At 70.4% G+C, this 26,821-nt stretch carries 22 protein-coding genes and 1 pseudogene; 4 read left to right on the forward strand and 19 right to left on the reverse strand.

Annotated elements, in window-relative coordinates:
- Positions 1-56: 56 nt before the first annotated feature.
- The 10 genes from AB0P08_RS16520 to AB0P08_RS16565 all read right to left on the reverse strand — a co-directional run bounded on the left by AB0P08_RS16520 (position 57) and on the right by AB0P08_RS16565 (position 12,827).
- Entirely contained in the window at positions 57-1,502 is a 1,446-nt protein-coding gene (locus AB0P08_RS16520) for a hypothetical protein (RefSeq protein WP_363590579.1), read from the reverse strand.
- Positions 1,499-2,197 carry an acylneuraminate cytidylyltransferase family protein gene (locus tag AB0P08_RS16525; RefSeq protein WP_363590580.1) on the reverse strand — a complete coding sequence of 233 codons (699 nt, stop codon included), beginning with the start codon at positions 2,195-2,197 and terminating at the stop codon, positions 1,499-1,501. Before AB0P08_RS16525 ends, AB0P08_RS16520 begins: the two co-directional genes overlap by 4 nt.
- Entirely contained in the window at positions 2,194-3,243 is a 1,050-nt protein-coding gene (locus AB0P08_RS16530) for a nucleotidyltransferase family protein (protein ID WP_363590581.1), read from the reverse strand. Before AB0P08_RS16530 ends, AB0P08_RS16525 begins: the two co-directional genes overlap by 4 nt.
- Positions 3,233-3,871 carry a NeuD/PglB/VioB family sugar acetyltransferase gene (locus AB0P08_RS16535; RefSeq protein ID WP_363590582.1) on the reverse strand — a complete coding sequence of 213 codons (639 nt, stop codon included), beginning with the start codon at positions 3,869-3,871 and terminating at the stop codon, positions 3,233-3,235. Before AB0P08_RS16535 ends, AB0P08_RS16530 begins: the two co-directional genes overlap by 11 nt.
- A complete protein-coding gene (gene neuB, locus AB0P08_RS16540; protein WP_363590583.1) occupies positions 3,864-4,961 on the reverse strand; it encodes an N-acetylneuraminate synthase in 1,098 nt (365 codons plus the stop codon). Before neuB ends, AB0P08_RS16535 begins: the two co-directional genes overlap by 8 nt.
- Positions 4,958-6,121 (reverse strand): UDP-N-acetylglucosamine 2-epimerase, encoded by a 1,164-nt coding sequence (gene neuC, locus AB0P08_RS16545; protein ID WP_363590584.1) that lies wholly within the window; start codon positions 6,119-6,121, stop codon positions 4,958-4,960. The genes neuB and neuC overlap by 4 nt, the downstream gene beginning before the upstream one ends.
- The gene (locus tag AB0P08_RS16550) at positions 6,118-7,275 is read right to left on the reverse strand and encodes a LegC family aminotransferase (protein ID WP_363590585.1); all 1,158 of its coding nucleotides are present in this window, start codon (positions 7,273-7,275) and stop codon (positions 6,118-6,120) included. The genes neuC and AB0P08_RS16550 overlap by 4 nt, the downstream gene beginning before the upstream one ends.
- Positions 7,272-8,267, reverse strand: a complete 996-nt coding sequence (locus AB0P08_RS16555; RefSeq protein WP_363590586.1) for a GDP-mannose 4,6-dehydratase — start codon at positions 8,265-8,267, stop codon at positions 7,272-7,274. The genes AB0P08_RS16550 and AB0P08_RS16555 overlap by 4 nt, the downstream gene beginning before the upstream one ends.
- Positions 8,268-8,295: 28 nt before the next feature.
- Positions 8,296-11,652: an LGFP repeat-containing protein gene (locus AB0P08_RS16560; protein ID WP_363590587.1), complete on the reverse strand. Its 3,357-nt coding sequence runs from the start codon at positions 11,650-11,652 to the stop codon at positions 8,296-8,298.
- Between the two features lie 101 nt (positions 11,653-11,753).
- Entirely contained in the window at positions 11,754-12,827 is a 1,074-nt protein-coding gene (locus tag AB0P08_RS16565; protein WP_363590588.1) for a glycosyltransferase, read from the reverse strand.
- A 122-nt stretch (positions 12,828-12,949) separates the two neighbouring features.
- Between AB0P08_RS16565 and AB0P08_RS16570 the strand changes: the two genes are divergently transcribed.
- Together AB0P08_RS16570 and AB0P08_RS16575 are read left to right on the forward strand one after the other, a co-directional pair.
- Positions 12,950-14,713, forward strand: coding sequence for a DUF4012 domain-containing protein (locus AB0P08_RS16570; RefSeq protein WP_363590589.1), 1,764 nt, complete (start codon positions 12,950-12,952; stop codon positions 14,711-14,713).
- A 142-nt stretch (positions 14,714-14,855) separates the two neighbouring features.
- Positions 14,856-15,422: an LAVTG motif-containing sortase-dependent surface protein gene (locus AB0P08_RS16575; RefSeq protein ID WP_363590590.1), complete on the forward strand. Its 567-nt coding sequence runs from the start codon at positions 14,856-14,858 to the stop codon at positions 15,420-15,422.
- A gap of 176 nt (positions 15,423-15,598) precedes the next feature.
- Here the strand turns inward: AB0P08_RS16575 and AB0P08_RS16580 are convergent, their stop codons facing one another.
- The 6 genes from AB0P08_RS16580 to AB0P08_RS16605 form a co-directional block, all read right to left on the reverse strand.
- Positions 15,599-17,053 carry an LCP family protein gene (locus tag AB0P08_RS16580; protein WP_292794862.1) on the reverse strand — a complete coding sequence of 485 codons (1,455 nt, stop codon included), beginning with the start codon at positions 17,051-17,053 and terminating at the stop codon, positions 15,599-15,601.
- Positions 17,050-17,517 carry a 5-(carboxyamino)imidazole ribonucleotide mutase gene (gene purE, locus AB0P08_RS16585; protein WP_187664126.1) on the reverse strand — a complete coding sequence of 156 codons (468 nt, stop codon included), beginning with the start codon at positions 17,515-17,517 and terminating at the stop codon, positions 17,050-17,052. Before purE ends, AB0P08_RS16580 begins: the two co-directional genes overlap by 4 nt.
- Positions 17,518-17,641: 124 nt before the next feature.
- Complete coding sequence (locus AB0P08_RS16590; protein WP_363590591.1) at positions 17,642-18,766, reverse strand: 5-(carboxyamino)imidazole ribonucleotide synthase; 1,125 nt, start codon at positions 18,764-18,766, stop codon at positions 17,642-17,644.
- A 94-nt stretch (positions 18,767-18,860) separates the two neighbouring features.
- Positions 18,861-19,373, reverse strand: coding sequence for a PH domain-containing protein (locus tag AB0P08_RS16595; protein ID WP_259953269.1), 513 nt, complete (start codon positions 19,371-19,373; stop codon positions 18,861-18,863).
- A gap of 94 nt (positions 19,374-19,467) precedes the next feature.
- Positions 19,468-20,238, reverse strand: a complete 771-nt coding sequence (locus tag AB0P08_RS16600; protein ID WP_268777729.1) for a biotin--[acetyl-CoA-carboxylase] ligase — start codon at positions 20,236-20,238, stop codon at positions 19,468-19,470.
- Positions 20,235-21,518, reverse strand: a complete 1,284-nt coding sequence (locus AB0P08_RS16605) for a CDP-glycerol glycerophosphotransferase family protein (protein ID WP_363590592.1) — start codon at positions 21,516-21,518, stop codon at positions 20,235-20,237. Before AB0P08_RS16605 ends, AB0P08_RS16600 begins: the two co-directional genes overlap by 4 nt.
- 145 nt (positions 21,519-21,663) lie before the next feature.
- On the opposite strand from AB0P08_RS16605, the gene AB0P08_RS16610 reads away from it, so the two are divergent.
- Positions 21,664-22,689: a glycosyltransferase gene (locus AB0P08_RS16610; protein WP_187664124.1), complete on the forward strand. Its 1,026-nt coding sequence runs from the start codon at positions 21,664-21,666 to the stop codon at positions 22,687-22,689.
- Between the two features lie 10 nt (positions 22,690-22,699).
- On the opposite strand, the gene AB0P08_RS16615 is transcribed toward AB0P08_RS16610, so the two are convergent.
- The 3 genes and pseudogenes from AB0P08_RS16615 to AB0P08_RS16625 form a co-directional block, all read right to left on the reverse strand.
- Complete coding sequence (locus AB0P08_RS16615) at positions 22,700-24,136, reverse strand: CDP-glycerol glycerophosphotransferase family protein (protein ID WP_363590593.1); 1,437 nt, start codon at positions 24,134-24,136, stop codon at positions 22,700-22,702.
- Positions 24,133-25,386 (reverse strand): CDP-glycerol glycerophosphotransferase family protein, encoded by a 1,254-nt coding sequence (locus tag AB0P08_RS16620; protein ID WP_363590594.1) that lies wholly within the window; start codon positions 25,384-25,386, stop codon positions 24,133-24,135. Before AB0P08_RS16620 ends, AB0P08_RS16615 begins: the two co-directional genes overlap by 4 nt.
- A gap of 45 nt (positions 25,387-25,431) precedes the next feature.
- Positions 25,432-26,724: pseudogene (locus AB0P08_RS16625) on the reverse strand (S1C family serine protease); the annotation flags it as partial.
- Between AB0P08_RS16625 and AB0P08_RS16630 the strand changes: the two are divergent.
- Positions 26,690-26,821: DUF4395 family protein (locus AB0P08_RS16630; RefSeq protein ID WP_363590596.1), on the forward strand; the 132-nt coding region annotated here is incomplete at its 3' end. The pseudogene AB0P08_RS16625 and the gene AB0P08_RS16630 overlap by 35 nt on opposite strands.

The raw sequence follows: 26,821 nt of genomic DNA on the forward strand, positions 1-26,821 counted from the left end.
AGGTCAGGCACGCTGGAAGCCCCCTGCAGCCACGCGCACGCGGAGGCCGTCGAAGCTCACGTCGCCGCCCGATCCGAGAGCCAGCGCCGGTAGGTCTCCACAGCCCCCGGCGCCCAGATGTCCGGGTCCGCTTCCCCGACGCGGGCTTCGCCATCCGTCAGGCCTCGCAGGCGTTCCGTGACCTCCTCCACTCCGCGGATCCGCTCCCCGAAAGCGTCACCGATGACGGTCTCCGCGAACGCGCTGTCGCGAGGGATCACGAGGCAGCCGAAGGCACGCGCCTCGAAAAGCACGGTGCTCGCCTCGCCGACCACCACCGCGGTCGTCTCCAGGGACTCGTACACGTCCGGAGTCACATCGATCTCGATCCCGGGATTCGCCGCGGTATTCGGGTAACGCTGTTCGATGTCGCTGCGCTCTCCGGGATGCGGGCGGAAAGCCACCGCCCACTCGCCGCCCACGGACGCGTGCAGTGTCGTCACGAAGGCGTCGGTCGCGGCCGGGTCGCTGCGCGATGACACCACGAGGACCCGCTTCGGCCGCCGTTCCGGGGCCGAAGCGGCCAACCGTTCGAGATGGGGCTTGCCCACCGCCGTCACCACTCCGGGGTGGCGGACCGAGCGGGACCAGTAGTCGCCGAAGGTCAGCAGCTCGTCCGGGACCGCGCGAGCCAGAGTGGGATGGGCGAAGACCCGACCGAAGTTGTAGGCGGCGTGGGACGGCCCGATCCAACCGTGCTGCGGTTCCACGACATACGCACCCGCATCCTTCATCAGCCCGACCGACTCGCCGTTGTAGGTGTAGGAGCCGTTGTCGTAGAAGACGACGCGAGGACGCACCCGGTCCAGCATGCGCTCGAGCTCGGCGAGCTGGAACGGACGGAGCCGTGCATCACGCATGGCGCGTGCCCCGATAGCTGCGAAGGCGTCCGCAGGTTGCCTCAGTCGCTGCGCGAAGTCCGAGAGCAGGGTCATCGCACTGGTGACGGTGGAGGGCGGGACCGGATTGCCCCGCTCGCGCCACCGGGAGCGCGCCACGGAACCCTCCATGCTCAGGGTCGGCCGGAACGAGGGCGGCCCGAGCGGAGAGGGAAGCGGACGGAGCTGAACGACGACGGCTCCGGGAGTGGCGTCGGCGAAGTCATCCACGAGCCAGTTGCGCGCTCGATTCCCCTCCGCAGCGAGCGTGGCCCCAGACACGTAGAAGAGGACGTCATGCGGCCGTGCACGACGCACGGCGTCCCAACGGCTCGGCACGTACCCTCGGAGAACACGCCGGGCTTCGGCAGCGCGTGTCCAGGTGGATGTGGAGGTCACGGCGACGCTGCCGGTGTCCTGCTCGGCGAGTGCCCAGGCGATCTGCACTCGCACCTGCGCCCAGAAGGGCACCGTCGATCCCGGCAACACCTCGAGCAGACTGTCCGGCATCCCGTCCTCGAGCTCGAGCAGCGCGCGCACCGCCGGAGATGTGCGCGCGTCCATGTCGCGGGCGTCCTGGCTCACAGGTCGCCCCGCTGCCCCATGAGCCATTCCACGATCCGGAAGTCGAACTCGCTGTCGACGTCGATCGAACGCTCGGCCGGCATCTCGAAGAGGATCGTCGAGGGGAAGAAGACGACCTGATCGTCCAGGAGGGACGACCGGCGCCACACGTAGATGGAGCCGTTCATATCGAAACAGCGGGGCGCGTCCTGGCGACGCAGCACCGCGTCGTCCGGGGTCTTGCTCACGGCGACGGTGCCGTCCGGCTGTTCCTCGACGAGATTGAAGTACGGATTGCGGCGCGCTTCGGCACCGGTGATGAGCGACTCCGGCTCCGCCCTCTCGAACAGCGCGACCGCGTCGCGGATGTCGTCGATCGTCCGCAGGGGACTTGTGGCGTCGAGGTCGACGCAGACGTCGTATCGAGCCCCCGTGCGCTCCTCTGTGGTGCGCACGGCGTGCGCGATCGCCGGGACCTTCCCCGCGGTGTCCGTCGCCATCTCCGCAGGGCGGCGGACCACGCCCGTCGCACCGAAGGCCGGCGCCTGGGAGAGGATCTCCTCCGAATCGCTGGAGACGACGATCTCGTCGAAGAGACCGGTCGCCACCGCCTGCGCGACCGAGTGCCCGAAGAGAGGTCGACCCGCGACGACACGCAGGTTCTTCCCCGGGACACCCTTCGATCCTGCTCGCACTGTGATCGTGCAGATCCTCATCGGCCGTTCCGTTCCCACGCCTGCCTGGCGCGCTCGAGGTCTTCGGGACGTCCGACGTCGATCCACTCCTCGTGGATCTCGAACGCCCCGACCCGCTGGCCGCCGTCCATCAGGCGCGCCAACAGGGTGGGCATGTCGCAGTACTCGTCCTCTCCCAGCGCATCCAGGGCGTCGGGCTCCAGGACGTAGATCCCCGCACTCACCAGCTCGCTGTGATACGGCTTCTCCGCCAGTTCGACGACACTGTCGCCGTCGCGCCGGATCACGCCGTAGGGGATCTCGAAGCCGTACTCGCGGGCCCCTATCGTGGCGGCGGCCCCGAGGGATCGATGGAAGGCGAGCATACGCCGAAGGTCCACCTGTGTGAGCAGATCCGAGTTCATCACCACGAACGGGGTGCGCATGCGGCCTCGAAGCTGCGCGAGCGCCCCGGCGGTTCCGAGCGGAGCGGGCTCGTGGAGGAAGCTGATCTCGAGACCGTGCGCCGCCCCGTCGCCGAGATGCTCCTCGATCAGATGCCCGAGGTGGTTCACCGATACATGGATGCGTCGGAACCCCTGGTCGCGCAGCCGCTCCAGGATGATGTCGATCATCGGTGTCTCGCCGAGCGGCACGAGGGGCTTGGGGATGTCCTTGGTGAGCGGATACAACCGCTGCCCCCGCCCGCCCGCCATCAGGACGGCGGGGATGTCGAGTGGCGTCCCGATCCGCTCGTGCTCGCCGATGATGTCGATCATGTGTCCCCGCGGGTCCACGACAGCGATCACACGGATGCCTCGTTGCGCCTTGAGGGCATCGATGTCGTCCTGCGTCGCGTCCGGGCCGACCGTCGCCGGCTTCCGGTTCATGACCGTCGCCACGGCGTCGTCCAGCCCGGAACCCGCGATGAGACCGCGGCGGACGTCCCCATCGCTCAACGCACCGATCAGTCGGCCCCCGTCGTCCTCCACGAAGACCACTTGCAACGCCCCTCGGTCGATCCGCTCCAGAGCCGTCCGGATACTGGCGTCGGGTGAGACGACGAGCATGTGTCGATCAACCGTCACGGGGCACCCTCCTGTCGGTGATGGGTCGTGCCGGGACACCGACGACCGTCGTTCCTGCAGGGACGTCGCGGACCACCACCGCTCCCGCCCCCACCACACATCCCGACCCTACCGTGACGCCCTCGATGACCCGCGAGCCGAGCCCGATGTGGGCGGCGTCGCCGATCCGCACGCCGCCGGCGAGCACGGCTCCCGGCGCGATGTGGCTGCCATCCCCCACCACGGAGTCGTGCTCGACGACCGCTCCCGAGTTCACGAGCGCCCCGGCGCCGATGACCGCTCCGGTGTTGACGATGGCCCCGGCGAAGATCTGCGCACCCGCCGCCACGGTGGCTCCGGCGTCCACCATGGCACGCGGGTGGATGACGTCGGCGACCATGAAGCCGAGCGACACCGCCAGCGCGTGCAGACGGGCACGCGCGACCACCGGACCGAGACCGTTGAGTACCGCCACGTCGTCCGGGTCGAAGGACGCCAGCAGACTGTCGTCGCCGAGGTAGGGCATGCCGAGCGGGTGCATCGGAGGAGACGGAGCGAGTGCTCCTCTCACGACGGCATCCGCGCCGCGCAGCGCGGCGAGGACGGACCGGGCGTGCCCGCCGGCCCCGAGCAGCAGGAGATCACGCATCGATGAGATCACCACGCGTGTAGGACCGCGTCGCCGTCGTCCCGACGACCTCCCAGAAATCGAAGGAGGTTCGACCGGATGCCGGACGGAAGCAGGCGATGTCGTCTTCGCCGATCACCTCGCCGGCCGCGAGGTCCCGCACCGCCACGAGGCTGCGTCGGACGACCGCCCGGTTGCCCTCCTCCACCGGCTGGCACCGCTTCTCGGCGGATCCGAGCATGACGGGCACGCGGCGCACATCCGCGACATAGTCGCGAAGACCGTCGGGATCCAGGGAGGCCGCGTGGTCGGGCCCCTCGGCGGTGACATCGAAGGTGAAGTGCTTCTCGAGCACGGTCGCGCCCATGCCGACGGCGAGCACCGAGGCGAGAGACCCCAGCGAGTGATCCGAGTAGCCCACTCGATGTCCGAACTCCGCGGCGATCGTCTGCATCGCCCGCAGGTTGAGGTGAGAGTCGGCCGCGGGATACTCGGTCGTGCAGTGCAAGATCGTGACGTGTGCCGCGAAGTCCCTGACCTCGTTGCGACGCCGCCAGGCGTCCTCGAGGACATCGGGCGTCAGCCGTGCGGCCCGATCCAGCATGCCATCGTGCTGCTGGAGCCCGGCGGCGAGGAAGCGCAGCGCGCGGGCGATCTCGGCGATGTCCGCCATACCGGTGGAGAGGATGACCGGCAGGCCGGTGCGCCCGGCCGCCACGAGCAGCGGAGCGAAGGTGAGGTCGCCGGAGGCGATCTTGACGAGTGGGATCCGCAGCTCGTCCACGAGGAAATCCAGTCCCCGCAGGTCGAAGGCGGTGGAGAGGAACTGAATGCCGCGCTCCTCGCAGCGATTCCGCAGACGTCGGAATTCGTCGTGCGTCAGCTCGAGCCTCCGCAGCAGATCATGTTGCGATCGATGGTCCTCCTCGGAGGTGCGCTGATAGTCGGCCAGCTCGGCCGACTCGAGCGCGAGGTCGTCGGCGGAGAACGTCTGGAACTTCACCGCATCGGCGCCGGCCGACGCAGCGAGGTCGACGAGCTCCTCTGCCGTCTCGATCGAACCATTGTGGTTCACCCCGGCCTCGGCGATCACGAACACGGGTGCGGTCATGAGATGGACTCCTTCAAGAGGTCGTGGAAGGTCTTTCGCGGCGGACGCGGGAGTGCGCTCTGACGCAGCACCGTCGTCGCACGCTGCGCGAAACCGGGACGGCCGAAGACCGCCGCCTCCGGAGCTCCGGAGCGGCCCTCCAGGGCGGCGTGGAGCGCCGCGGCGATGGCCTCCCTCCGCGGCTCCGGCGTGGCGATGCTCGGGGACAACGGGCGTCCCTTCTGCCGATCGCCGACCAGGACCGAGGGGATCCCGAGGACCGGGGCCTCGAGCACCGTGCTGGACGAGTTCCCTGCGACCACCGCGGCAGCCGCCATGGCGCTGAGATAACCACGCTGACCGAACGATTCGACGAAGTCCACGCGGTCGCCGTTCTCGGCGACGAACGTGTCGATACGTGCACGCACGTCGGCCGTTCCGATGTCGGAGTTCGAGCCCGTGATCACGACGTGCAGTCCGTCCACGGCGAGGAGCCCGGCGAGCAGCTCCTCGACGAGCTGCTCCGGCGGCGCGACGTCCATCACCGCCGGATGGAAGGTGACCAGAGCGGTCGGCTGCGGAAGTCGGATGCCGAACTCGCTCTCGACCTCCGGCCGTGGCTGCACATCCATGTCTGCCAGGGTGTCGACGATCGGCGCTCCGAGGAAGTGCACCCGCTCCGGTTCCTCCCCGAGCTGGATGACGCGGCGACGGTGATCCTCCGTCGAGGTGAAGTGCAGGTAGGACATCTTCGTGATGGAGTGCCGGAGCGCCTCGTCCATCGCTCCCTCGGTCACCTCACCGCCGTGGATGTGGGCGATCGGGATCGACAGGATCGTCGCAGCGGTGGCGGCGGCGAACGCCTCCAGCCGGTCGCCGAGAACGACGAGCACATCCGGTGCGAGCGCGCTGAGCGCCTCGGCGAACCGCGGGAGTCCGGCACCGACGTCGGAGGCGACCGCCATGCGGCTGTCGTCTCCCGACCAGAGCGGCACGGAGGCCGCGATCTGGAATCCGTCCTTCTCGATCTCGCGCTCGGTTCGCCCGAATTCGTCCCGGAGGTGCGTCCCCGTCACGAGGAGCTGCAGCTCCAGTTTGGGGTCCCGGACGATCTGCCGCAGCAGGCCGCGCAACAGCCCATAGTCGGCGCGGGTACCGGTGAGGACGGCGACCTTCCTCATGCGTCGGCCAGGGCCGGGGAGCTGGGGATGCAGACGACGCTCGTGTGCAGAGCCTCCGCCACCGGGAAGCCGCCGTGCGGAAGATCCCGGTACGGGGCCTGGCTCGGAAGCAGGTTCCAGAAGGGACGACACTGCAACCCGGCCGCGTTCGTCGCTTCCAACACCTCGTCGCGGGTTCCGGCCCCGTCACCGAGTCGGATCGCGCAGAGCCAGTAGTTGCTGCTCGTGCCCGGCGGCTCCTCCAGGAAGGTGACGCCGTCGAGCGCGGCGAACACCGCACTGTACTGCGCTGCGAGCCGACGTTTGGCGTCGACGAAGGCCGGGAGGCGTTCCAGCTGAGCGACGCCGAGAGCGGCGTTGAGGTTCGGCATCCGGTAGTTGAAGGCGACTTCGTCGTGCTCGAACTCCCACCGGTGCGGCCGCTTCGCGGTCGTGGTGAGGTGCTTCGCGCGTCGCGCGAGCTCGTCGTCGTCGGTGAGGATCATCCCGCCGCCGCCCGTGGTGAGGATCTTGTTGCCGTTGAAGCTGAGTATTCCCACTCTGCCGAATGTGCCGGTGTGCTTCTCTCCGACTCGGCTCCCGAGCGATTCCGCCGCGTCCTCCACGACCGGCACGCCGTACTCGTCCGCGAGTGCGACGAGCTCGCCGATGCGCATCGGATGTCCGAGGGTGTGCATCGGCACGATCGCGCCGATGCGGTTGCCGGTGACGGGATTGATCAGCCCCTCCGAACCGGTCCGCGCACTCCGGAGCACGGACGCCACTGCCTCGACCGAGAGGCCGAGAGTGTCCTCGTCGCTGTCGAGGAAGTACGGCTGGCCGCCGGCGTGCATGACGGCGTTGGCCGTGGCGATGAACGACAGCGCCGGGACGAGGACGTCGTCTCCGCGACGGACGCCCGCGAGCTGCAGCGCGACCTGCAGCGCCGAGGTCCCGTTAGACACCGCGATGCCGTGCCCCGCCCCTGTGTACTCGGCGACGGCGTCTTCGAACTCCCCGACGAACCGTCCCACGCTGGACACGTAGGTCGAGTCGAGGCACTCCATCACACGCCGCTTCTCGAGGTCGGTGATGTCGGGGATGTGCAGACCGACGAACTCGTCGTCGCCGACGACCCGTCGCAGCCCGTGGACGATCTCCGCGGCGATGTTCATACGATGTAGGCGTCGGTGCGGTATCGGGCCAGGTTCACCGGGTCGGTGAACCACTCTGCCGTGACGCGCAGGCCCTCGCGGAACCCGTCCGTGCCGTCGTAGCGGGGAGTCCAGCCGAGGAGCTCCTTGGCCTTCGAGTTGTCCGAGAACAGCCGCTCCACTTCGGAATTCGCCGGGCGCAGTCGCGCCGGGTCCTCCGTGGCGACGGCGTCCACGCCCATGACCTCGGCGATGAGATCGAAGGTCTCGCCGATGGAGACCTCGAATCCGACGCCGAGGTTGACGACCTCGCCGACGGCCGCGGTACTGGTGAGGGCCGTCGTGAAGCCGGACACGGTGTCCGGGACGAAAGTGAAGTCCCTCGTCGGAGTCAATGCGCCGAGCTGAACCTCCCGCTTGCCTGCCGCGAGCTGACTGATGATCGTCGGGATCACCGCACGAGCGGACTGCCGCGGCCCGAACGTGTTGAAGGGGCGGATCGTCACCGCCGGCAGACCGAAAGAGGCGTAGTACGCATTGACCATCTGATCGGCGGCGATCTTGGACGCCGAATACGGCGACTGTCCCTGCAGCGGGTGACCCTCGTCCATCGGCACGTACCGCGCGGTGCCATAGACCTCGCTCGTCGATGTGTGGATGAAGCGGCTCACGCCTGCAGCACGCGCGGCGTTGAGCAGGTTGAGCGTGCCCTGGATGTTCGTCTGGACGTACAGATCCGGCGCTGCGTACGAATACGGGATCGCGATGAGCGCGGCGAGGTGCAGGACGGCATCACGATCATGCACCGCCGACATCATCAGTGCCGGATCGCGGATGTCACCGGGAAGGAACTCGATCTCCGCGGCCACCTCGGGGGTGAGCCCGTCGAGCCATCCGCGCGAGTCGAATGAGTTGTACAGGACGAGTGCCCGCACCTCATGTCCGTCCCTGACGAGCTGCTCCGCCAGGTGCGATCCGATGAATCCGTCAGCTCCTGTGAGCAGTACCTTCATGTCACCAGTCTATCGGACCGCCTCCTCCTCACCTGGTGAACGACAGCGTGCCGTTGGCGAAGGTCTGCGTGCAGGTGGTCGCCGTGCAGGTCTCCGGGCCGGTCGGCCATCCGAGGTCTCCGCGAATCCATCCTCGAGCGCTGTAGAGCTTCATCATCGCCGCGGACGTCGCGAACGTGCCGCGATCCGAAGAATGGATCCATCCGCCCGTGAAGGCCTGCCCGAAGCCGTTGCCGTTGGGGTCCGAGATGACCTGCAGGTGAGACGAGGCGTAGCCGAGCGAACTCTTCGCACCGCCCATGGACGTATAGAGATTCTGGATCGCCGCGTTCCTGTTCGTGAGGAACACGTCGTCCTTCGTTCCCGTGAGGCGGATGGTGCCACCGCCGAAAGCCTGCTGGCAGACGTCCCCCGCGCACGTCTCCGCGCCTGCCGGCCACCCGAGCGCGCCGCGGAGCCAGCCGGCGTCGCTGTAGGCATCCATCACCGCCGTGGACGACGTGTACGTGCCCGCCGCGGACGAGTGGATCCAGCCGCCTGTGAACTTCTGGGCGAAGCCGTTGCCGTTCTTGTCGGTCACGGTCTGGAGCGCAGCGAGCGGATGGCCCATCGGTCCGTCGGCACCACCGGCGGCCTGATACGCCTTCTGGATCGCCGCGTTCTGATTGGTCAGGATCGCGACCGCAGGCGAGCCCGACTCGTAGCGGATCGAGCCGCCCATGAACGGCTGCCCGCACGAGCCGTTCACGCACGTCTCGGGACCGGTCGGCCAGCCCAACGGACCCCGGAGCCAGCCGGCGGCGCTGTATGCCTTCATCACCGTCGCAGAGGACGAGAAGGACCCGTGCGAAGACGAGTGGATCCAGCCGCCGGCGAACTTCTGGGAGAGCCCGTTGCCGTTCTTGTCGGTCACGGCGGTCTCCGCGCCGGTCGGCCATCCGAGTGATCCGCGGAGCCAACCCGCCGCACTGTACGCCGACATGATCGCCGACGAGGAGGCGAACGATCCGGCTGCCGAGGAGTGCACCCAGCCGCCGGCGAACTGCTGGGTGAGCCCGTTGCCGTTCGGGTCCGTGACGGTCTTCTCCTCCGCGATGGGCCACCCGAGCGGCCCGCGCAGCCACCCTGCCGCGCTGTAGCCCGCCATGACGGTCGACGAAGACGAGAACGTCCCCTTCGCCGACGAGTGGATCCATCCCTTGGCGAACTTCTGCGCGTCGCCGTTGCCCTGTGGATCCGTGACGTGCTGCACGAGGGCGGCCGGAGCACCGATCCACCCCGTCGCGCCGCCGATGGCGTCGTGCAGGGTCCGAATCGCCGCGGTGACCTTGGCTCCGTCCGAACCGGCGCTCGGCGCCGTCAGGGCGCCCTTGGCGAAGGTCTGCGAGCACCCGAGATCAGTGCACTTCTCCGCGCCGGTGGGCCATCCGAGGTTGCCGCGGACCCATCCTGCCGCCGAGTACAGCGACATGATCGCCGCTGAGCTGGCGAACGTCCCTCGAGCGCTGGAGTGTATCCACCCCCCTGCGAACTGCTGAGCGAACCCGTTGCCGTTCTTATCGGTCACCGTCTGGACGGACTTCAGCGGGTAGCCGAGGGGACCGTTCACGCCGCCCGTCGCGTCGTACACCGCCTTGATCGCGGAGTTGGTGACGCTCGCCGCGGGGCCGGCCGCCCCGCCCTTCCTGTACTGGAGTGCGCCGCGCTGGAACGGCTGCGTGCAGACGTCTCCCGCACACTTCTCCGGCCCGGTGGGCCAGCCGAACGCGCCACGGACCCAGCCCGCCTTGCTGTAGGCGGTCATGATCGTCGTCGACGAGGCGAACGTGCCCGCGGCGGAGGAATGGACCCACCCACCGTCGAAGCGCTGCGCCGTGCCGTTGCCGTTCGGGTCGACCACGGTCTGAGTGGCCGCCGCGGCGTAGCCGAGGGCGCCCGTCGATCCGCCCTGTGCCGTGTAGACGGCCCGGATGTTGGCGTCTTCGACAGGCGGAACGACGTAGGCGGCCTTCCCGGTGTCGTACCGGATCACGCCGCCGGCGAAGGTCTGCAGGCACCGGCCGGATGCGCAGCTCTCAGCGCTCGTCGGCCACCCGAGAGTTCCGCGCAACCACCCAGCCCCGCTGTAGGCCGTCATGACCGTGGACGACGACGCGAACGTCCCCTTGTCTGAGGAATGGATCCATCCCTTGTCGAACTGCTGGGAGATGCCGTTGCCGTTCTGATCCGTGACCGCCTTGGGGGTCACGGCCGGATAGCCCAGCTTGCCGCCGAGACCGCCCTGGGCGGCATACGCGGTGTAGACGTCGCCGTAGACCGTCAATGCTCCGAGCGCGCGGGTCCAGGTGATGAGCCCCTTGGCATAGTTCCAGGTGCATCGGGTCGTCGAGGCCGTGCAGGAGGGCTTCGAGCCCGCCGTTCCCAAGACACCGCCGGCGCCGCCGAGCTTGGTGTAGAGCTGGTTGATGGCGAACAGGGGGTCCACGGCCTGCGTGGATCCGAACCAGTCCGTGAAGTAGTTGTAGAAGTTTCGGTTGCCGTAGGAGGAGCAGCTGTTGCCGCTGCCGTAGCCCGCCTTGAGCGCCGCCGAATTCGGCTGGTAGGGCGTGTAGTAGTAGAGCGCCGACGTCGCCTTGTTCGCGATCCGGACGGGCGCCGAACCGCACGAGGAGTTCGGGTGCCAGAGGATGTTCCAGGTCCGCCCCGGCGCGTACCACTGGAACCACTTGCCTTCCATGTAGATCTGCATCTGGCGCGCCGCCCCGTAGATCTGATGGAAGAACCCGATGTAGTTCGGATCGCACGGTGCGGTGTCCGGGCAGCCCTGTCCGAGCGCGATCCGGTAGCGCCAGGCGCTGGGCCAGGTGTGAGTCACCAGACCCTGCTCCTTCTGAAGCATGACGATGAGCACCTGGGGGTTGATGTCGCAGGCCTGGGCCACGCGGTAGATGATGCGCGCCGCCGACTCGTTCGCCGCCCCCGAGTACCCGCTGCAGTACTGGTCGCCGGGACGGGTGACGGTGTCCATCCGGAAGTCTTTGAGGCACACGATCGCCTCGTTGTTCTCATCACGCCCGCCGAGACACCGCGAGACCTTGCTGTTGAAGAAAGCCTGGATCTGCGCCTCGGTCATGGTGCCCGAGTTCGTGAAGGTGGCGTCGCTGATGATGTTGCCCGGGGTGAACCCGACAAGGGAGGTCTTGGCCAGCCCGGTCTGCGCAGGATCGGCGGCGGCGCGCGCGACGGTCGGGGCGACGGAGGTCGCGGCGGAGGCGGCGGTGGCGGGGACCACCGTGCCGATCACCAGGGCGGAGGCAGCGAGGAAACAGGCGAGAAGGCGGGTGACCCTCGTGGTGTTTCGAGAGCGTGGGGCACGTCGAGACATGTGACCAGTGTGACGGAAGTTGCGGGATGATGCCACTGTTGCCACGGAATCGCGATCAGCTCTCGGCGTGTCGCGCGGATGCGAAGCTGGCGTTCAGGTGCTCAGAGGTCAGCGTGCAGACTCCACACGCGCTCCGCCGCACTCGCCCACGAGAAGGCCCGCGACCGGTCGGAGGCGAGCACGCGCAGGCGCTCCCTTCCGGCGCCCGCCGCGTCCTCGACCGCCTCCGGCAGCTCCTCCTCGGCGACCACCGCTCCCCCGTCGGCGATGACGTCGTGATGACACCCGGACTCCACGGCGACCACGGGGACGCCGAGCGACATCGCCTCCACAGCGCGCCACGGCCACCCGGAGACGGCATCGGTCGACACGAAGACGCGGGCCCCGGCGACGACGGCGGCGCGATCCGGGACCTCGAGCGTCCCCCGGATGTGCGCGCGCCGCTCGGGCAGCCCGGCGGCGGCGGCGATCTCGGCGATTCGCGGTTCCGCCCCCTCGGCCGCCCCGATCACCACGGCGTCGAGGTTCGCCGCGACGGCGCCGCGGAAGCCGGCGGCCAGCGCGTCCTCCGGCCCGGAGAGGACGAGGTAGTCCGCGGGGACACCGAGGTCGTCCCGACGCGAGGCGACGTCCGCGGGACGCAGGAGGTCCTGAGGTGGCGCGCCGGCGATGACGCGGATGCGGTCACCGAGCTTCGCGAGACCGGAAAGGCGCTCCGCCATGGAGTGGGACGGAACGACCACGGCATCTGCGTGTTTCACGGCACGTCGGAGCATGCCTCGTTGCCAGGCGACGGCGCCGCGCGACAGCTGAGACGGCGCCTCCCAGGCCCGCAGGTCCCAGAGCGTGACGGTGGTCTGATCGTTGTCGTGCACCCGGTCGTGGCGGACCAGTGGGGCCAGCAGCGTCGGCGCGTGGATGAGGCCGCCGCCGACGCCAGGGGCGATGCCGAGTTGCCAGGACGCGGCGAGCTCGCGCCGTCCGACCGCGAGCGTGCGCACTTCTCCGATCCCGCGGAGCGGCACCTCTGCCCCCGAGGGCACGATCGCATCGACCGTGCAGTTCGGCGGCGCCGTCTGGACGAGCCCGGCGGCGAGATCTCGCGATGCCGCCGCCTGATCGGGGTCGACGACGTGCACGAGCTGATCCAGAACAACACGCAGTCGAGCACCCATGCGATCAGGCTAACCGCGGGATGCCGACGACCCCGGGAGCGCATCACCTGTCCGCACCGCTACTCAGCGTTCCCACAGCATCGGGAGAGCGCCCGGCAGCTTCGCCGTGCTTGAATGCCAGGGTGAGCGATGGTCGCCTTCCCGTCCGCCGCCGATGGGTCGGGTGGACCGTCGGCCTCGTCCTCGTGCTCCTCGTCCTCGCACTGGGCTGGGTCACGGTGCGCGGCATCGGCGCGGTCGACAACCTGCAGCAGATCGCGAAGGCGACCAGTCAGCTCAAGCAGTCCATCGCCGACGGAGATCTCGACGGGGCAGCCCCGATCGCCGACCGCATCTCCCGCAACGCGGAGTCGGCCCGGTCGCTGACGGGGGACCCGATCTGGCAGGCCTTCGGGGTGCTGCCCTGGATCGGGCCCAACTTCCGCGCGGTGAGCGATGTCGCCGAGATCGCCGACGACGTCTCCACGGACGCGCTCGGTCCGCTGCTCGACGTCGCCGCCGACGTCGACATCACGAGCCTCGGCTTCTCGGGCGGGGCGATCGACCTCGCCCCCTTCGCGACCGTCGAGAAGCCACTCGGCACCGCGAGCTCGGCCTTGGCTGCCGCGGAGGAGCGGGCGCGGCGCATCGATGCCGACGCCACCCTCCCCCCTCTGGCCGACGCCGTCCGGGAGATGCGCGGGGCCGTCACCCAGGCTGCGACGGCCGTCGGCGCGCTGCACGGCGCCTCCGTCCTGCTGCCGACCATGCTCGGGGGTGAGGGCCCGCGCACCTACGTGCTCGCGATGCAGAACAACGCCGAGCTGCGGTCATCGGGCGGCATCATCGGATCGATCGCGCTCCTGCGCGCGGAGAACGGCAAGGTCACGCTGCAGCGGCAGGCGTCGACGCGCGACTTCCCCCCGCTGGACACGGCGCTCCCGCTCAGCGACACCACCGTCGCGCTCTTCGAGGACCGCCCCGGCCGCTATCTGCAGAACATCACCAGCATCCCCGATTTCCGGGAGGCCGGGCAGACCATCGCCGCCCGGTGGGAAGGGCGGTACGGGGGAAAGGTCGACGGGGTGATCGCGGTGGACGCCGTGGTGGCCGCGCACCTCATGCGGGCCACCGGAGACCTGTCCTTCGGGCCGTTCACGGCGACCGCGGAGACCGTGACTGACCTGCTCCTCTCCGAGATCTACGCAGCGATCCCCGATCCCGCGGCTCAGGACGCGATCTTCGCTCAGGCCGCCGGCGGACTGTTCTCGGCTGCTCTGTCCCATGCCGAGCCGCAGGCCCTCGTCCGCGCGCTCGCCGACGCCGCCGGCGAAGGCCGCATCCGGATCTGGAGCGCGCATGAGGCGGAGGAGTCGCTCCTCGCCGCCAGCGCGCTCGGCGGCGCCATGCCGCAGGATGACGAGGACGCCGCGGTGGTCGGCGTCCTGATGAACGACGGCACCGGCGGGAAGATGGACTATTACACCCGCGCGTCCATCGCGACGGCGGTGGGCACCTGCGCAGAGGTGCCGACGACCCAGGTGCGCGTCACGTGGTCGAACACGGCCCCCGCCGACGCCGCCACCTCCCTGCCCCCGTACGTCACCGGCGACGGCGTGTACGGCGTGCCGGCCGGCAGCGTGCGCACTCTGATCGCCGTCTACGGTCCGGAAGGCGCCCTGCCGTCGCACATCGACCGGGACGGCTCGGAAGAGGGCGTGCAGACGACGACCATCGGCGATCGCTCCGTCGTGCAGCACGAGGTGCTCCTCGCCCCCGGCGCCTCCACGACGATCACCGTGGAGTTCCAGGGCGACGGCGCCGGAGCACGTCTCACCGAGGTCGAGCACACCCCGCTGATCGTGGGTCCGAAGCTGACCCGCGACGCCCTGCAGTGCGGCTCGTGACAATCGCCGACGGATGAGGTACTGTCATCTCACTGGGGAATAACCGGGGTCCGTGAACCTGCCGTGGGGGCAGAGGATCTCGCGCAGTCGGACGCAGGGGTGTGTCCGGAGGCGATTCCGCGTGAAATTCTGGGGAGAAATCATGCTGAAGAAACTGGCTGCCATCAGCCTTACCGCTGGCGCGCTCATCTTGGCCGCGCCGACCGTCGCCTCTGCGGCACCGAGCGACTCCTACCCCTCGCCTCCGGGCGCGAAGGTGGGCGACGCGATCATCGACACCTGTGAGGTCTCGACCGTCGCCTTCGGTGCCGGGTACTTCGAGCCCTCGGAGACCGTCGGAGTGTCCGTCTCGGGGCAGAACGCCGGCGCCGCCGCCATCTCGGGCAACACCGCCGCATCCGACGGCAGCCTGAAGGTCACGTTCCGCCCGCCCTCCGACGGGCAGGGGGCCTACGCCCTCGACTTCGCCGGTTCTCGGGCATACACCGCCACGGTGACGGTCTCGCACGGGAACGCCGCCGCCTCCAGCTGCGACCACGACCCCGGCACCGCTGCTCCCGCCGGGACCGAGCTGCCGCTCACGGGCGGCACGGAGCTCGCCCTCACCGGCGGATCGGTGTCGCCGTGGATCGTCGGCGGCGCCGCCGTCGCTCTGGTCGCCGGTGGTGGCCTCGTCGCCGTCGGAGCCGCGCGCCGCAAGCGCGCCTGAGTCGCGCGCCGCACGCGCGCCTGAGCCAGGTCGCCGCCTTGTGCGGTGGCCGGCTGGACGACGGTGATCCCTCCCCCTCCGATCACCGTCGTCTGGCGAATCCGGTCATGCACCGGACGGCCCACGGGCGATGTTCCCGGGAACATCGCCCGTGGGCTGCGTCGTCCCCCGCGGACTCACGGGGCGGGGGTAGGGGTCTCCGTCGGCGGATGCAGTTTCTGCTGCATGAGCTCGTGGATGAAGTCGTAGTTCGGGTCGAACTCGTCGACACCGTTCTCCGGCGTCAGTTCGACCGTCTGGACCGGCTGCTCCTTGGCCTTGAGCATGAGATCGAAGAACTCCGGCAGCTTGCCCTGCGGAAGATCCGTGTCGATGAGCGCCGTGCCCGCGGCAGCCACCTCGTTGAAACGCGTGAGAACGGTCTGCGGCGTGAACTGGGCGAGGATCGCCTCCTGCAGCTCGCGCTGCCGCTTCATGCGGTCCCAGTCGCTGGTCGTGTACCGCGAGCGGGCGTACCACTGCGCGGTGTCGCCATCCATGTGCTGCTGCCCGGGCTCGATCCACCCGATCGCCCACTCGTTCACGTCGGTCCCGGACCACCCCTCGGGCGGACCGCCCTTGGGGAGGCGCTCGGTGACGGTGATGTCCACGCCGCCGAGGGCGTCCACGAGGTCGGCGAAGCCGTGCATGTCGACGAACACGTAGTACGGGATCTCGATGCCGAGCACGCCCTCCGCGGCGTCCTTGGTCGCCTCGATGCCCGGTGCCGAGCCCGTGGCCTCCGCGTCCGGATAGAGCCCGGTCCCCTTGTCCTCCCGGCACACCTCCGCGGCGTTGCGCACATGGTTCATCCAGCCGTTCCAACCGCAGGTGGACGAGCCCTGTCCCTGGAAGCCGTCGGGATACAGCTCCTGCATCGGGCTGCCGTCGCTGAACGGCGCATGCGGGAGCTCACGGGGGATGCCGGTGATGGTGACCGCGCCGGTCTCGGCATTGACGGAGACGACGGAGATGCTGTCGAACCGCATCGAGTCGCGACCGTCTCCACTGTCCGCGCCGAGCAGCAGGATGTTGTAGTAGCCGTCGCTGGGCGGCAGGCTCGGCCCGCTCTGCCCGAAGATGGCCCCGACGCTGCCCCGCACCGAGCCCACCGCCGTGGCCGCGTACCCGGTCATGCCGCCGACCAGCCCCAACAGGAGGAGGGCGACGACCGGGAGGACGAAGCGCGACGGCGCGGGGACCTTGACCAGACGGACGAGCCGGAGCGTGTCGAAGGTGAGGACGATCCAGAGCACCACGACACCCACGAGCAGCACCTGCACGAGGGTGAGCAGTACCGCCGACACGAAGCCGCCGCCGATCGTGAGCCAGAGGAAGACGGGGCGCGCGAACAGGGCGAGGGCGAGGGCGACGACGGCCAGGACCCACGTCGTCAGCGTGACGCCGAGTCCGAACCTGCCCAGGCGGCGATTGCCCGCGAGCACCTGCGCGGAGCCCGGGACGAGGAGGTTGAGCCCGACGAGCCACCAGGCGCGCTTCGACATGAGTCCCGGATCGGCCGGGTCCGGGTGTCGCAGCGGCCGCGTCTCGATGAGCGGACGTCGTGTCGCGCGCGGGGGCGCAAGGGTCACAGCGAGCCCTTCAGCCGATCGTTCTTCTCCTCGACCTGCGCCTCGAGGTCGGCGGCGTAGGCCTCGACGCGGTCCGCCAGATCGTCGTCCGCGGCAGCGAGGATCCGCGCCGCGAGCAGGCCGGCGTTGCGCGCGCCGCCGATCGACACCGTCGCGACCGGGATACCCGCGGGCATCTGCACGATCGACAGCAGGGAGTCCATGCCGTCCAGGTACGCGAGCGGCACGGGGACGCCGATGACCGGGAGCGCCGTCATCGATGCGAGCATGCCGGGCAGGTGGGCGGCACCGCCGGCGCCCGCGATGATGACGCGCAGGCCACGAGACCGCGCCTCCCGCGCGTACGACATGAGCTTGTCCGGCGTGCGGTGGGCCGAGACCACCTCGACCTCGTGCGGGATCCCGAAGTCGGTGAGCGCTTGGGACGCGTCGCTCATGACGCGCCAGTCGGAGTCGGATCCCATGACGACGCCGACCAGAGGAGCGGCGGAGGAGTGCAGTGGCTCGGTCACCAGATCAGGCTACGGTCTCGCGCTGGGAGAACCCCCGAGCGGCACACGTCTTTTCCGTGTGCCGCCGCGGGAATCCTCAGGCGAAGGCGGCTGCGGCAGCCCTGGCCTCGTACACCGCGTCGTCGAGGTCGTCCCCGGCGACGTTCACGTGCCCCACCTTGCGGCCGGGCCGCGGCGCCTTGCCATACGTGTGGATCTTGGCATCGGGGTGCGCGGTCATCGCCGCCTCGAAACGGTCTCCGAGAGTGCCGTCCGTCGGGCCGCCGAGGATGTTCACCATGACCGACCAGGCCGCGCGGGGCTGGGTGTTCCCCAGGGGCAGATCCGCCACGGCACGCAGATGCTGCTCGAACTGTCCGGTGACGGCTCCGTCCTGGCTCCAATGTCCGCTGTTGTGCGGTCGCATCGCGAGCTCGTTCACGAGGATGCGCTCGTCGTCCGTCTCGAAGAGCTCGACCGCGAGCATCCCGGTCACGCCCAGGCCCTCCGCGATACGACGGCCGATGTCCTCAGCGACCTCGGCGAGACGCTCGGTCGCCGCGGGCGCCGGGGCGATCACCTCGGCGCAGACGCCGTCGCGCTGCACCGTCTCGACGACCGGATACGGGATCATCTCTCCCCCGGGTCGGCGTGCGACCTGCTGGGCGAGCTCGCGGACGAAGGGGACGAGCTCCTCGACGAGCAGGGCGTCGGAGCCTTCCAGCGCATCGAGCCAGTCCTGCGCCTCGGTGGCGGATCGCACGACCCGCACGCCCTTGCCGTCGTATCCGCCCCGCGGCGTCTTGACCACAGCGGCGCCGTCGTGCTCGTCGAGGAAGCGCTGCAGGTCGTCAGCGGAGCGGACCGGAGCCCACTCGGGCTGCGGCACGCCGAGCTCCGCCAGCCGGGAGCGCATGACGAGCTTGTCCTGGGCGAACTGGAGCGCATCCGGGCCGGGATGCACGGCGACGCCCTCGGCGACGAGGGCGCGCAGCACGTCCTGCGGTACGTGCTCGTGGTCGAGCGTGATGACGTCGACGTCGGCGGCGAAGGCACGCACGGTCTCGAGGTCCCGGTAGTCACCCACCGCTGTGGCGGCGAGGCCCGCGGCCATACCCTCCTCTTCGGCGAGCACCCGCAGATCGAGACCGAGCTCGACCGCCGGAGCGATCATCATCCGTGCCAGCTGTCCTCCGCCGATCACGCCCACGCGCAGCGCCATGTGCCGCCTCCATTCGTCATGCCCATTCTTCCGCACGCGCGAGCGCCCGGGGAACGCAGGTGCACCCCGGACGGACCGGGCACGTCGGCCGAGCTCAGGCGAAGTCGTCGCCGCTCGCCTGGGCGTCGCGGTGGGCCAGGATCTGACCGACCTCGATCTGGTCGGCGAGGGTCTCGTGCACGAGGGTGACGTTCGGCACGTTCACCAGACGCAGAGGCGCGTCCACGCCGTTCGAGAGCGTGATGGTCCCGCAGCCCCACATCCGCTGCAGCGGGCCGCGACGGACGCCGATCGTGTAACCGCGTGCGTGCGACATCTCGCGGCGGTTGCGCGCGCCCAGGCCCTGGGCGGCGATGACGCGACGGGTCGTGATCGTCGTCGTCCGGGAGTACCAGACGATGAAGGGGATCACGACGGCGACGAGGACGACGGTCCCGGCAGCCGCGAGCAGCATCCAGTCCTCGAAGCCGGCCGGCAGGTTGCCGTAGAAGTAGGCGGTGGCCCCGAAGACGGCGATGAGCACGAGCGCCGACCAGAAGAGCCGACGCGCGTGGCCACGGAAGCGCGCGATCAGCAACTCCTCGGCGGGAGTGCCGGGCGGCGGCATCAGCGGGCGTCCGCCGAGCGTCACGGGCTGGGTCACACCCCCATTGTGCCCGGGATCGCCGACAACACCGTCCGTGCGGCGGCGTGTCCCCGCCTCACGCGGGGCGGACGTGCACGACGTCGCCCGCCGAGACCGCGTGCACGGTGCCCTCCGCCTCGACGCGCAGGCGTCCCTCGGCGTCGATGCCGACGGCCGTGCCGTCGAGGAGGGAGCCGCCGGGGAGCGAGACCCGCACGGCCTGTCCCACCGTCGCGCACCGTGCGGCGACCGCCGCATGGAGACCGCTCGCGATCGCGTCGTCCGCCGCGGTGAGCGCAGTCAGGTGACCGTCGAGCGCCGAGAGGTAGGAGTGGAGCAGCTCGTCCTCGTCGACGACCACGCCGTGCACCGCGAACGAGGTGGCCGTGGGCACCGGAAGCTGCGTCGCGGTCATGGATGTGTTGACCCCCGCGCCGACGATGACAGCGTGCGGGGTCGCCTCGGCGAGGATGCCGCAGATCTTGCGGCCGTCGACGAGGACGTCGTTCGGCCACTTGAGGGCGACGGTGGCGGCGGGCAGCTGCGCGGCGACGGCCTCGGTCATGGCCGCTCCGGCGGCGAGCGGGATCCAGCCTCGCACCGCGGGTTCGGCGGGCAGATCGCGGAGGAGGACGCTCACCGCGAGCGCCGACCCCGCCGGGGCCACCCACCGGCGATCCAGTCGCCCCCGTCCGGCGGTCTGGTGCCGGGTCAGGAGGACCGAGAGGTGCGGCCAGCCGTCGGCGTCGTCCGCATGCCCACGGAGGTCGGCGTTCGTCGACCCCGCCGCGTCGACGACCTCGAGACGCGGTGCGAGCGCGGCGGAGCGCGGGAAGTCGCCGCTCATACGTCCTCGTCGTCGGCTTCGTCGTCGTCATCGTCCGCGTCACCGCGGACGGCGCCGATCTCGCGGTCGCGCCACCGCTCCCACTCGCCCATGAGACGGTCGACGGCCGCGTGGAACTTCTGCGTCGCGACACCGGGGGTGGTGTCGCCGAAGTAGTGGCGCACCCACATCCGCAGCCGCGCGACGGCCGCCTCGTCCTGCCGCACGCGCTCCACCTCGGCGACGATGTCGTCCGCCGCCTCCGCGGACAGCCACTCGCAGTCCGAGAGGTAGCCGGTGGTGTCGACGGCGGCCTCCTCGTCGACCGGTCGCGTGATCATGAGCGGCTTTCCCGCCGCGAGGCGGTCGTACACCATGGCCGAGATGTCCACGACGGCGACATCGGCGGCGGCCAGCTGCCATCCGAGCTCCGGACCGTCGTCATACACGTGCTGGGCGGTCGGATCGGCCGCGTTCGCGGCGGCGATGGCCGCGATGATGCGCCTGTGCGCCGCCCCGTAGGCCTCGTCGACGACACCGCTTCGCGGGTGCGGACGGTAGATGACGCGGTGCTCCCCCGTCGCGAGGAGTCGCGCCACGAGGCGCTCGCCGTGCGAGGCGATGGAGCCGTAGTGCGCGCTGGGCCGGTCTCCCTCCCAGGTCGGCGCGTACAGCACGACGAGACGGTCGTCCGGTGTGTACGGGAGCGAGCCGGAGTAGTGGTCCGCCTGGGGGCGTCCGATCTCGATCGTCCGGCTCTCCACGTCGTAGTCCCACAGCGTCCGCGACAGCCGGTCCCTCGCCGCCTGACCGGCGACGAAGGCGTAATCGTAGGCCTTGTACTGATTCGTGGTCATGTACATCTTGTCGGACTCGCCGTGGTTGATGAACACGTGCCACCGGCGGCCGTACCGGAACATCTGGAAGTTGCGGGTGTTCTGGTTCACGTACAGCACCACGCGGATGTCCTGCGTGGCCAGGAAGCGCTCGAGATCGCGCACCTTCGGCACGAAGGCGACGGGCGGGCCGTCCTCCTCGAGGAGCTTCTCCGCGCCGGTCGCCTGGCGTGCCAGCACCACGACGGGCCACCGCTCGGCGAGCGCGGCCAGCGGGCGGTACCACTGCCGCATCTGGTACATGTTCACGGCGCCGTCCGCGAAGTACACCGCGACCTGGAAGTGCTCGGCCGGGTACGGCACCTGATCCGCCAGCCGGCGGCGGACGCGCTGCACCGCCGAGCGCGAAGCGAGCGCCCGCTGCAGGAGACGGTAGGCCTTCTTCGCGTCAGACAGTGCACCCATCCCTCCAGGATAGTTCGTCCTGTCCCGGCATCCGCGGCGGCGGACAGGCGGACCCGCCTGAGAGAGAGCGGCAGGAGCGGCGTGACATGATCGACGTGTGCCAGCCAACGGATCCCCCACCCCCGTCACCGGGGTGTCCTTCGTGATGCCGGTGCTCAACGAACGCGCCTACCTGGAGCACGCCGTCGCGTCGGTGCTCGCCCAGGAGGTCGGCGTCCCCGCCGAGCTCATCCTCGCGCTGGGACCGTCATCGGACGGCACCACCGCCCTCGCCCGCCGACTGGCCGCGGCCGACGACCGGATCCGTCTCGTGGACAACCCGGCCGCGCACATCCCGGTCGGCCTCAACGCCGCGATCCGGGCCAGCCGCTACCCCACGGTCATCCGGGTCGACGCCCACTCCGAGCTCGCTCCCGGCTACGCGGCCAGGGCCCTGCAGACCCTGCAGCGCACGGGGGCCGCCAACGTCGGCGGCGTCATGCACGCCGAGGGCCGGACGCCCTTCCAGAAGGCCGTCGCCCGCCTGTACAACTCCCCCGTCGGCCTCGGCGGCGGGGCGTATCACGGCGGACGCGTCGAAGGAGAGGCGGAGTCCGCCTACCTCGGCGTGATCCGTCGGGACGTCCTCGACGAGGTCGGTCTGTTCGACGAGACGATCCGCCGCGGCGAGGACTGGGAGCTGAACCTGCGCATCCGCCAGGCCGGGCACCGCGTGTGGTTCGACCCCGAGCTGTCGGTGACCTACTGGCCCCGCGAGAGCTGGCTGCGCCTGGCCAGGCAGTTCCGCGCGACCGGCGCCTGGCGAGGGGAGCTGGTGCGGCGCTTCGGTCGTCGCAACGGTCTTCGTTACTTCGCGCCGCCGGTCCTGCTGCTGTTCGTCGCGCTCGCCGTGGTCCTCGGGGCCTTGCAGCTCTCCGGTGCGGTGTCGGGAACCGCCTCCCTCATCGCCTCGTGCCTGGTCTACGTCCCGCTCGCGCTCTACGTGCTGCTCGTGGTCGGCGTGGCCCTCGCTCCCGGCGGGGGCGGCGTGCGGCAACGCCTGTGGACGCTCCTCGTGCTGCCCACGATGCACCTCTCGTGGGGTCTCGGCTTCCTCGGCGGCGTGCTGCGCGGAGCCGGCGACACCGTGGACGCGTCCCGGCTCGGCACGCGGAACACCCCCCTGCCCTGACGTCCGACGACTACGGCGTGACGAATCCGAGGTCGAGGATCCGGTCGACCACCCGCTGCGCGGCCCGACCGTCGTCGAGGGTGTTGAACTGCCGCTGCCAGGCGGCATAGCGCTCGGCGTACCTCTCCCGGTGCCCCGCATCCTCCAGCGCGGCCACGAGTTCGTCCTGCGTACGGAGCAAGGGCCCCGGCGCCCGCTCCGCCAGATCGAAGTAGAAGCCGCGGAGCTGACCGCGGTAGTGGTCGAGGTCGGGCACGAGGTAGTACATCGGCTTGCCGGTCACCGAGAAGTCGAACATGACGGAGGAGTAGTCCGTGACGAGGGCGTCGGCGGCGAGCAGGAGCTGCGACGTCTCGGGGTAGCCCGTCACATCGATCACCCGGGCGCCGGCGCGATCCCTGCCCTCGCCCAGCGTGCGCGAGTGGCCGCGCACCAGCACGACGGCGTTCGTCTGCCGCGCGAGGAGTTCGGGATCGACGAAGTCGACCATCTCCGCCCGGTCGTCGCGCCAGGTCGGCGCATAGAGGAGGACGCGCTCGTCGGCCCCGATGCCGAGCGCCGCGCGGACGGCGACCGGGTCCCCGGTACGCAGCGCATCGTTGCGCGGATAGCCGTCGACCCAGATCGGCCGCCCGAAGAACGCATAAGCCTTGCGCAGGATCCGAGCGGCGTACGTGTTCTGCGCGAGCAGCACGTCCCACCGCCGGGACTCCCTGACCACCGCCGCCATCCGCCGGGGATCGAACCCGGGGCGGTGCAGCGCCAGGCGCTTGAGGGGCGTGCCGTGCCAGGTCTGCAGCACCTTCTGCCCGGGCTTCCGCGCGAAGCGCCGTCGCAGCCAGTCGTTCACGACGAGCAGGCGCGCGGCTCCACGGGCGTGCCACCATTCCGGGCTGCCCTCGATCACGGCGATCGCTCCGTCCGGCACCTCGACCGACAGGTCGGCGACGCTCCAATACCGGCGCACTCCCGGCGCGCGCCGTGCAAGCTCCCGATCGATGGCGCGCGGGTTGCAGCCGACGCTCCGGCCGTAGAAGCTCTCGAAGAACACGGCGTTCTCGGTGCCGCCTGCCTGCGCCACGTAGCGCTCCTCGAGCGTGGAACGCCCCTCGGCGGTGTCGTACACGGGGTCCACGGGCGCCGCGATGTGGACGACGGCACCGTCGACGGCGATCCGCACCCCCGGGAGGAGCACCGGCGCGAGACGCAGCTCGGCCGGATCGACGCCGTCGATCCGCAGGTCGTACTCCCCGGACGGCAGAGGCAGCTCCGGACCGCCCCATCGCGACGCGCGGAGCGCGAACGTCGCCTTCCAGGTCTTCCCCCCACCGGTGAGGCGGGCCTTCACCCGCGCCCGCGGTCCGGTGAGCTCGGCGCTCTCCGGACGCTGCCCGGTCCCTGCGATGACCAGCGCCTGTGCCGTGTCATCGATGCGGGCCGTCGTCATGCTGCTCCCTTCGGCGCGGGGACCCCCCGCGCACGGATCGCCCGGTATACCCGACGAGTGTTCTGACCGTCACGGAACGCGTGCATCTCCGCGCTGAGCGTAGCGGAACGCTCGGCGGCCTCGTCGAACGCGGCCGCATCGCCGAGCAGCGACGCCAGCCGGACGAGGGCGTCTTCCCACCCCGTGGCGACGCCGGACGCGGCGACCTCCTCGAAGCGGCCGTAGAAGCCGCGGGTGCGGGCGTACTCGGCGACATCCGGTGCGAGGAAGACGACCGGCAGGGCGAGGAGCCCCACGTCGTACGCGAGCGACGAGTAGTCCGTGATGAGGATGTCGACGGCGGGCAGCACCGGCGTCACATCGCTGACGACCGTGCTGGGCAGCGCCCGCACCCGCGTCGTCGGCACCGGCGGCGCGTAGCTGCCGTCGCCGAGGGGGTGGGAGCGCACGAGGAGGACGGCGTCGTGGTCTTCGAGCACCCGGATGATCCGCACCCATTCCTCGGCCGTCGGGACGGACGGGTCGGGAGCGCCGTCGCGCCAGGTCGGCGCGTAGAGGACGATCCGGTCGGTGTCGCCGATCGCGCCCACGGCCTCGGCGAGCAGCCCCCGTGCATGGGCGCGGCGTTCCTCGGGCGAACCGCTCGAGAGCACGTCGACGCGCGGCTCCCCGGTCACCACCACGCGATCATCGCCCAGCCCGAACGCGGACTCGAGGCGTGCTCTGGCGCGGTGCGAGGCGGCAGGGAGGACCCGGATGCGCTGCGCGGCACCCCGGTACATCCAACCGACGAGCCGACGCAGGACCGGCGCACCGGGCACGGCCGGCACCTGGGTCGTGGCGGGAGAGTCGAGGCCGATGCGTTTGAGCGGGATGCCGTGCCAGAGCTGCACCACGAACGCGCCGCCGTTGCCGTAGCGGTTCACGTCGCCGAGGCCGTGGGTCACGATCAGCACCCCGGCGCGCGCGGTCGCCCACCAGCCGCGCAGACCGCCCCGTGGCACGCTCCGCAGACCGAGGGCCGCGGCGTCCGCCGCTTCGCGCGGGGACCCGGCCAGCCACAGGGTGTCATGGCCCGCCTCCGCTGCGTACCGCTGCAGGGCGAGGGCGCCGTCCCCGACGCCGGCGCCGCATCCGAAGACCCAGCGCGGACCGCGCGGCACGAGAAGGGTGCCGAGACGGCCGAGGGCGTACAGCGGGATCCGGAGCAGCTTGGCCGCGTTGCCGGTGCCGAAAGAGAAGGACGCCACCCGGCGAGCCTATCGCGCAGGTGGCGTCCTTCTCTGACGTGGGGATCAGCCGGCGAGCGTGCCGAGCGTCACCTCGATGTCGCTCTCCTTGCCGTCGCGGACGTAGGTCACGTCGGCCTTGCTGTCGGCGGCCGCTGCGCGCACCTGCGCCGTCAGGTCGGTCGCGCTCGTGATCGGGACGCCGTTGAAACGCGTCACGACGTCACCGGCCTGGAGACCGGCGGCCTTGGCGGCGCCCCCGTCGGTGACCTCGGCGATGTAGGCGCCGGCCACCGTCGCGCCCTCGACGCCGGAGGCATCGCGGACCGAGGCACCCAGGAGGCCGTGCGTGGCCGCGCCATCGGCGATGATCTCATCGGCGACGCGCTGGGCGATGTTGGACGGGATGGCGAAGCCGATGCCGATCGAACCCGACTCCTCCGAGTTGCCCGAGCTCGCGATCGCGACGTTGATGCCGATCAGCTCGCCCTTGCTGTTGACGAGGGCACCGCCGGAATTGCCGTGGTTGATCGCCGCGTCGGTCTGGATCACGGCGATCGAGATCGACTCGGTGGCCTGCTGCCCGCTGTTGCCGGGCAGATCGAACTGGAAGGGCCCCTCGCCCTGGCCGTCCTCCGGTGCCTGCTCCTGCGGGGCGTCCTCGGAAGAGGAGTCGGGCAGCGCGGAGGAGGCGATCTGGATGCTGCGGTTCAGCGCGCTCACGATGCCGGTGGTGACCGAGTTGGCCAGGCCCAGCGGGGCGCCGAGCGCCACGGCGGTATCGCCGACGTTGAGCTTCGACGAGTCGGCGAACTCGATCGGAGTCAGGCCCTCGGCGTCCGTGAGCTTGATCACCGCGAGGTCGTAGATCGGGTCGGTGCCGACCACGGTCGCCTCGTAGATGCGGCCGTCGGAGGTCGTGACGCGGATCGTCGGATCAGCCGCCGCGCCGCCGAGGGTCACGACGTGGGTGTTGGTGAGGACGTAGCCGTCCTTGCTGATGATGACGCCGGAGCCGCTGCCGGCCTCCTGCGACCCGGCCACCTCGATGGTGACGACGGAGGGAAGCGCCTCGGTCGCGACCGCGGTGGTCTCGTTGACCGAGCCGGGGTTGTTGACCGTGACGGTCTGCGGTCCCTGCGCCGTGCCGGAGGACGGGGAGTCCTGCAGCCCGGTGAGCAACGCGCCTCCGCCGAAGCCGGCGACGCCGCCGACGAGGGCGGCTGCGACGATGAACGCCGCGACGCGGGTGCCGCCGCGCGACTTCTCCTTCGTCGCGGTCGGGGTGCCCTCGGCCGGCGGCACCGTGCCGTCGAGCGGCCGGGTGTCGTGCGCCGGGACGCCGAATGCGGCGCCGGGGACGCCCGTCGAACTGGAGGATCCTCGTCCCCCGCGGTTCGCCCAAGGCGTGGGCCTCGTCGTGGTGGGGCTCGGCCTCCTGCTCCACCTCGCCGGC

Origin of the sequence: Microbacterium meiriae (assembly GCF_040686935.1) — a bacterium.
In the GTDB taxonomy this organism is placed as follows: domain Bacteria; phylum Actinomycetota; class Actinomycetes; order Actinomycetales; family Microbacteriaceae; genus Microbacterium; species Microbacterium meiriae.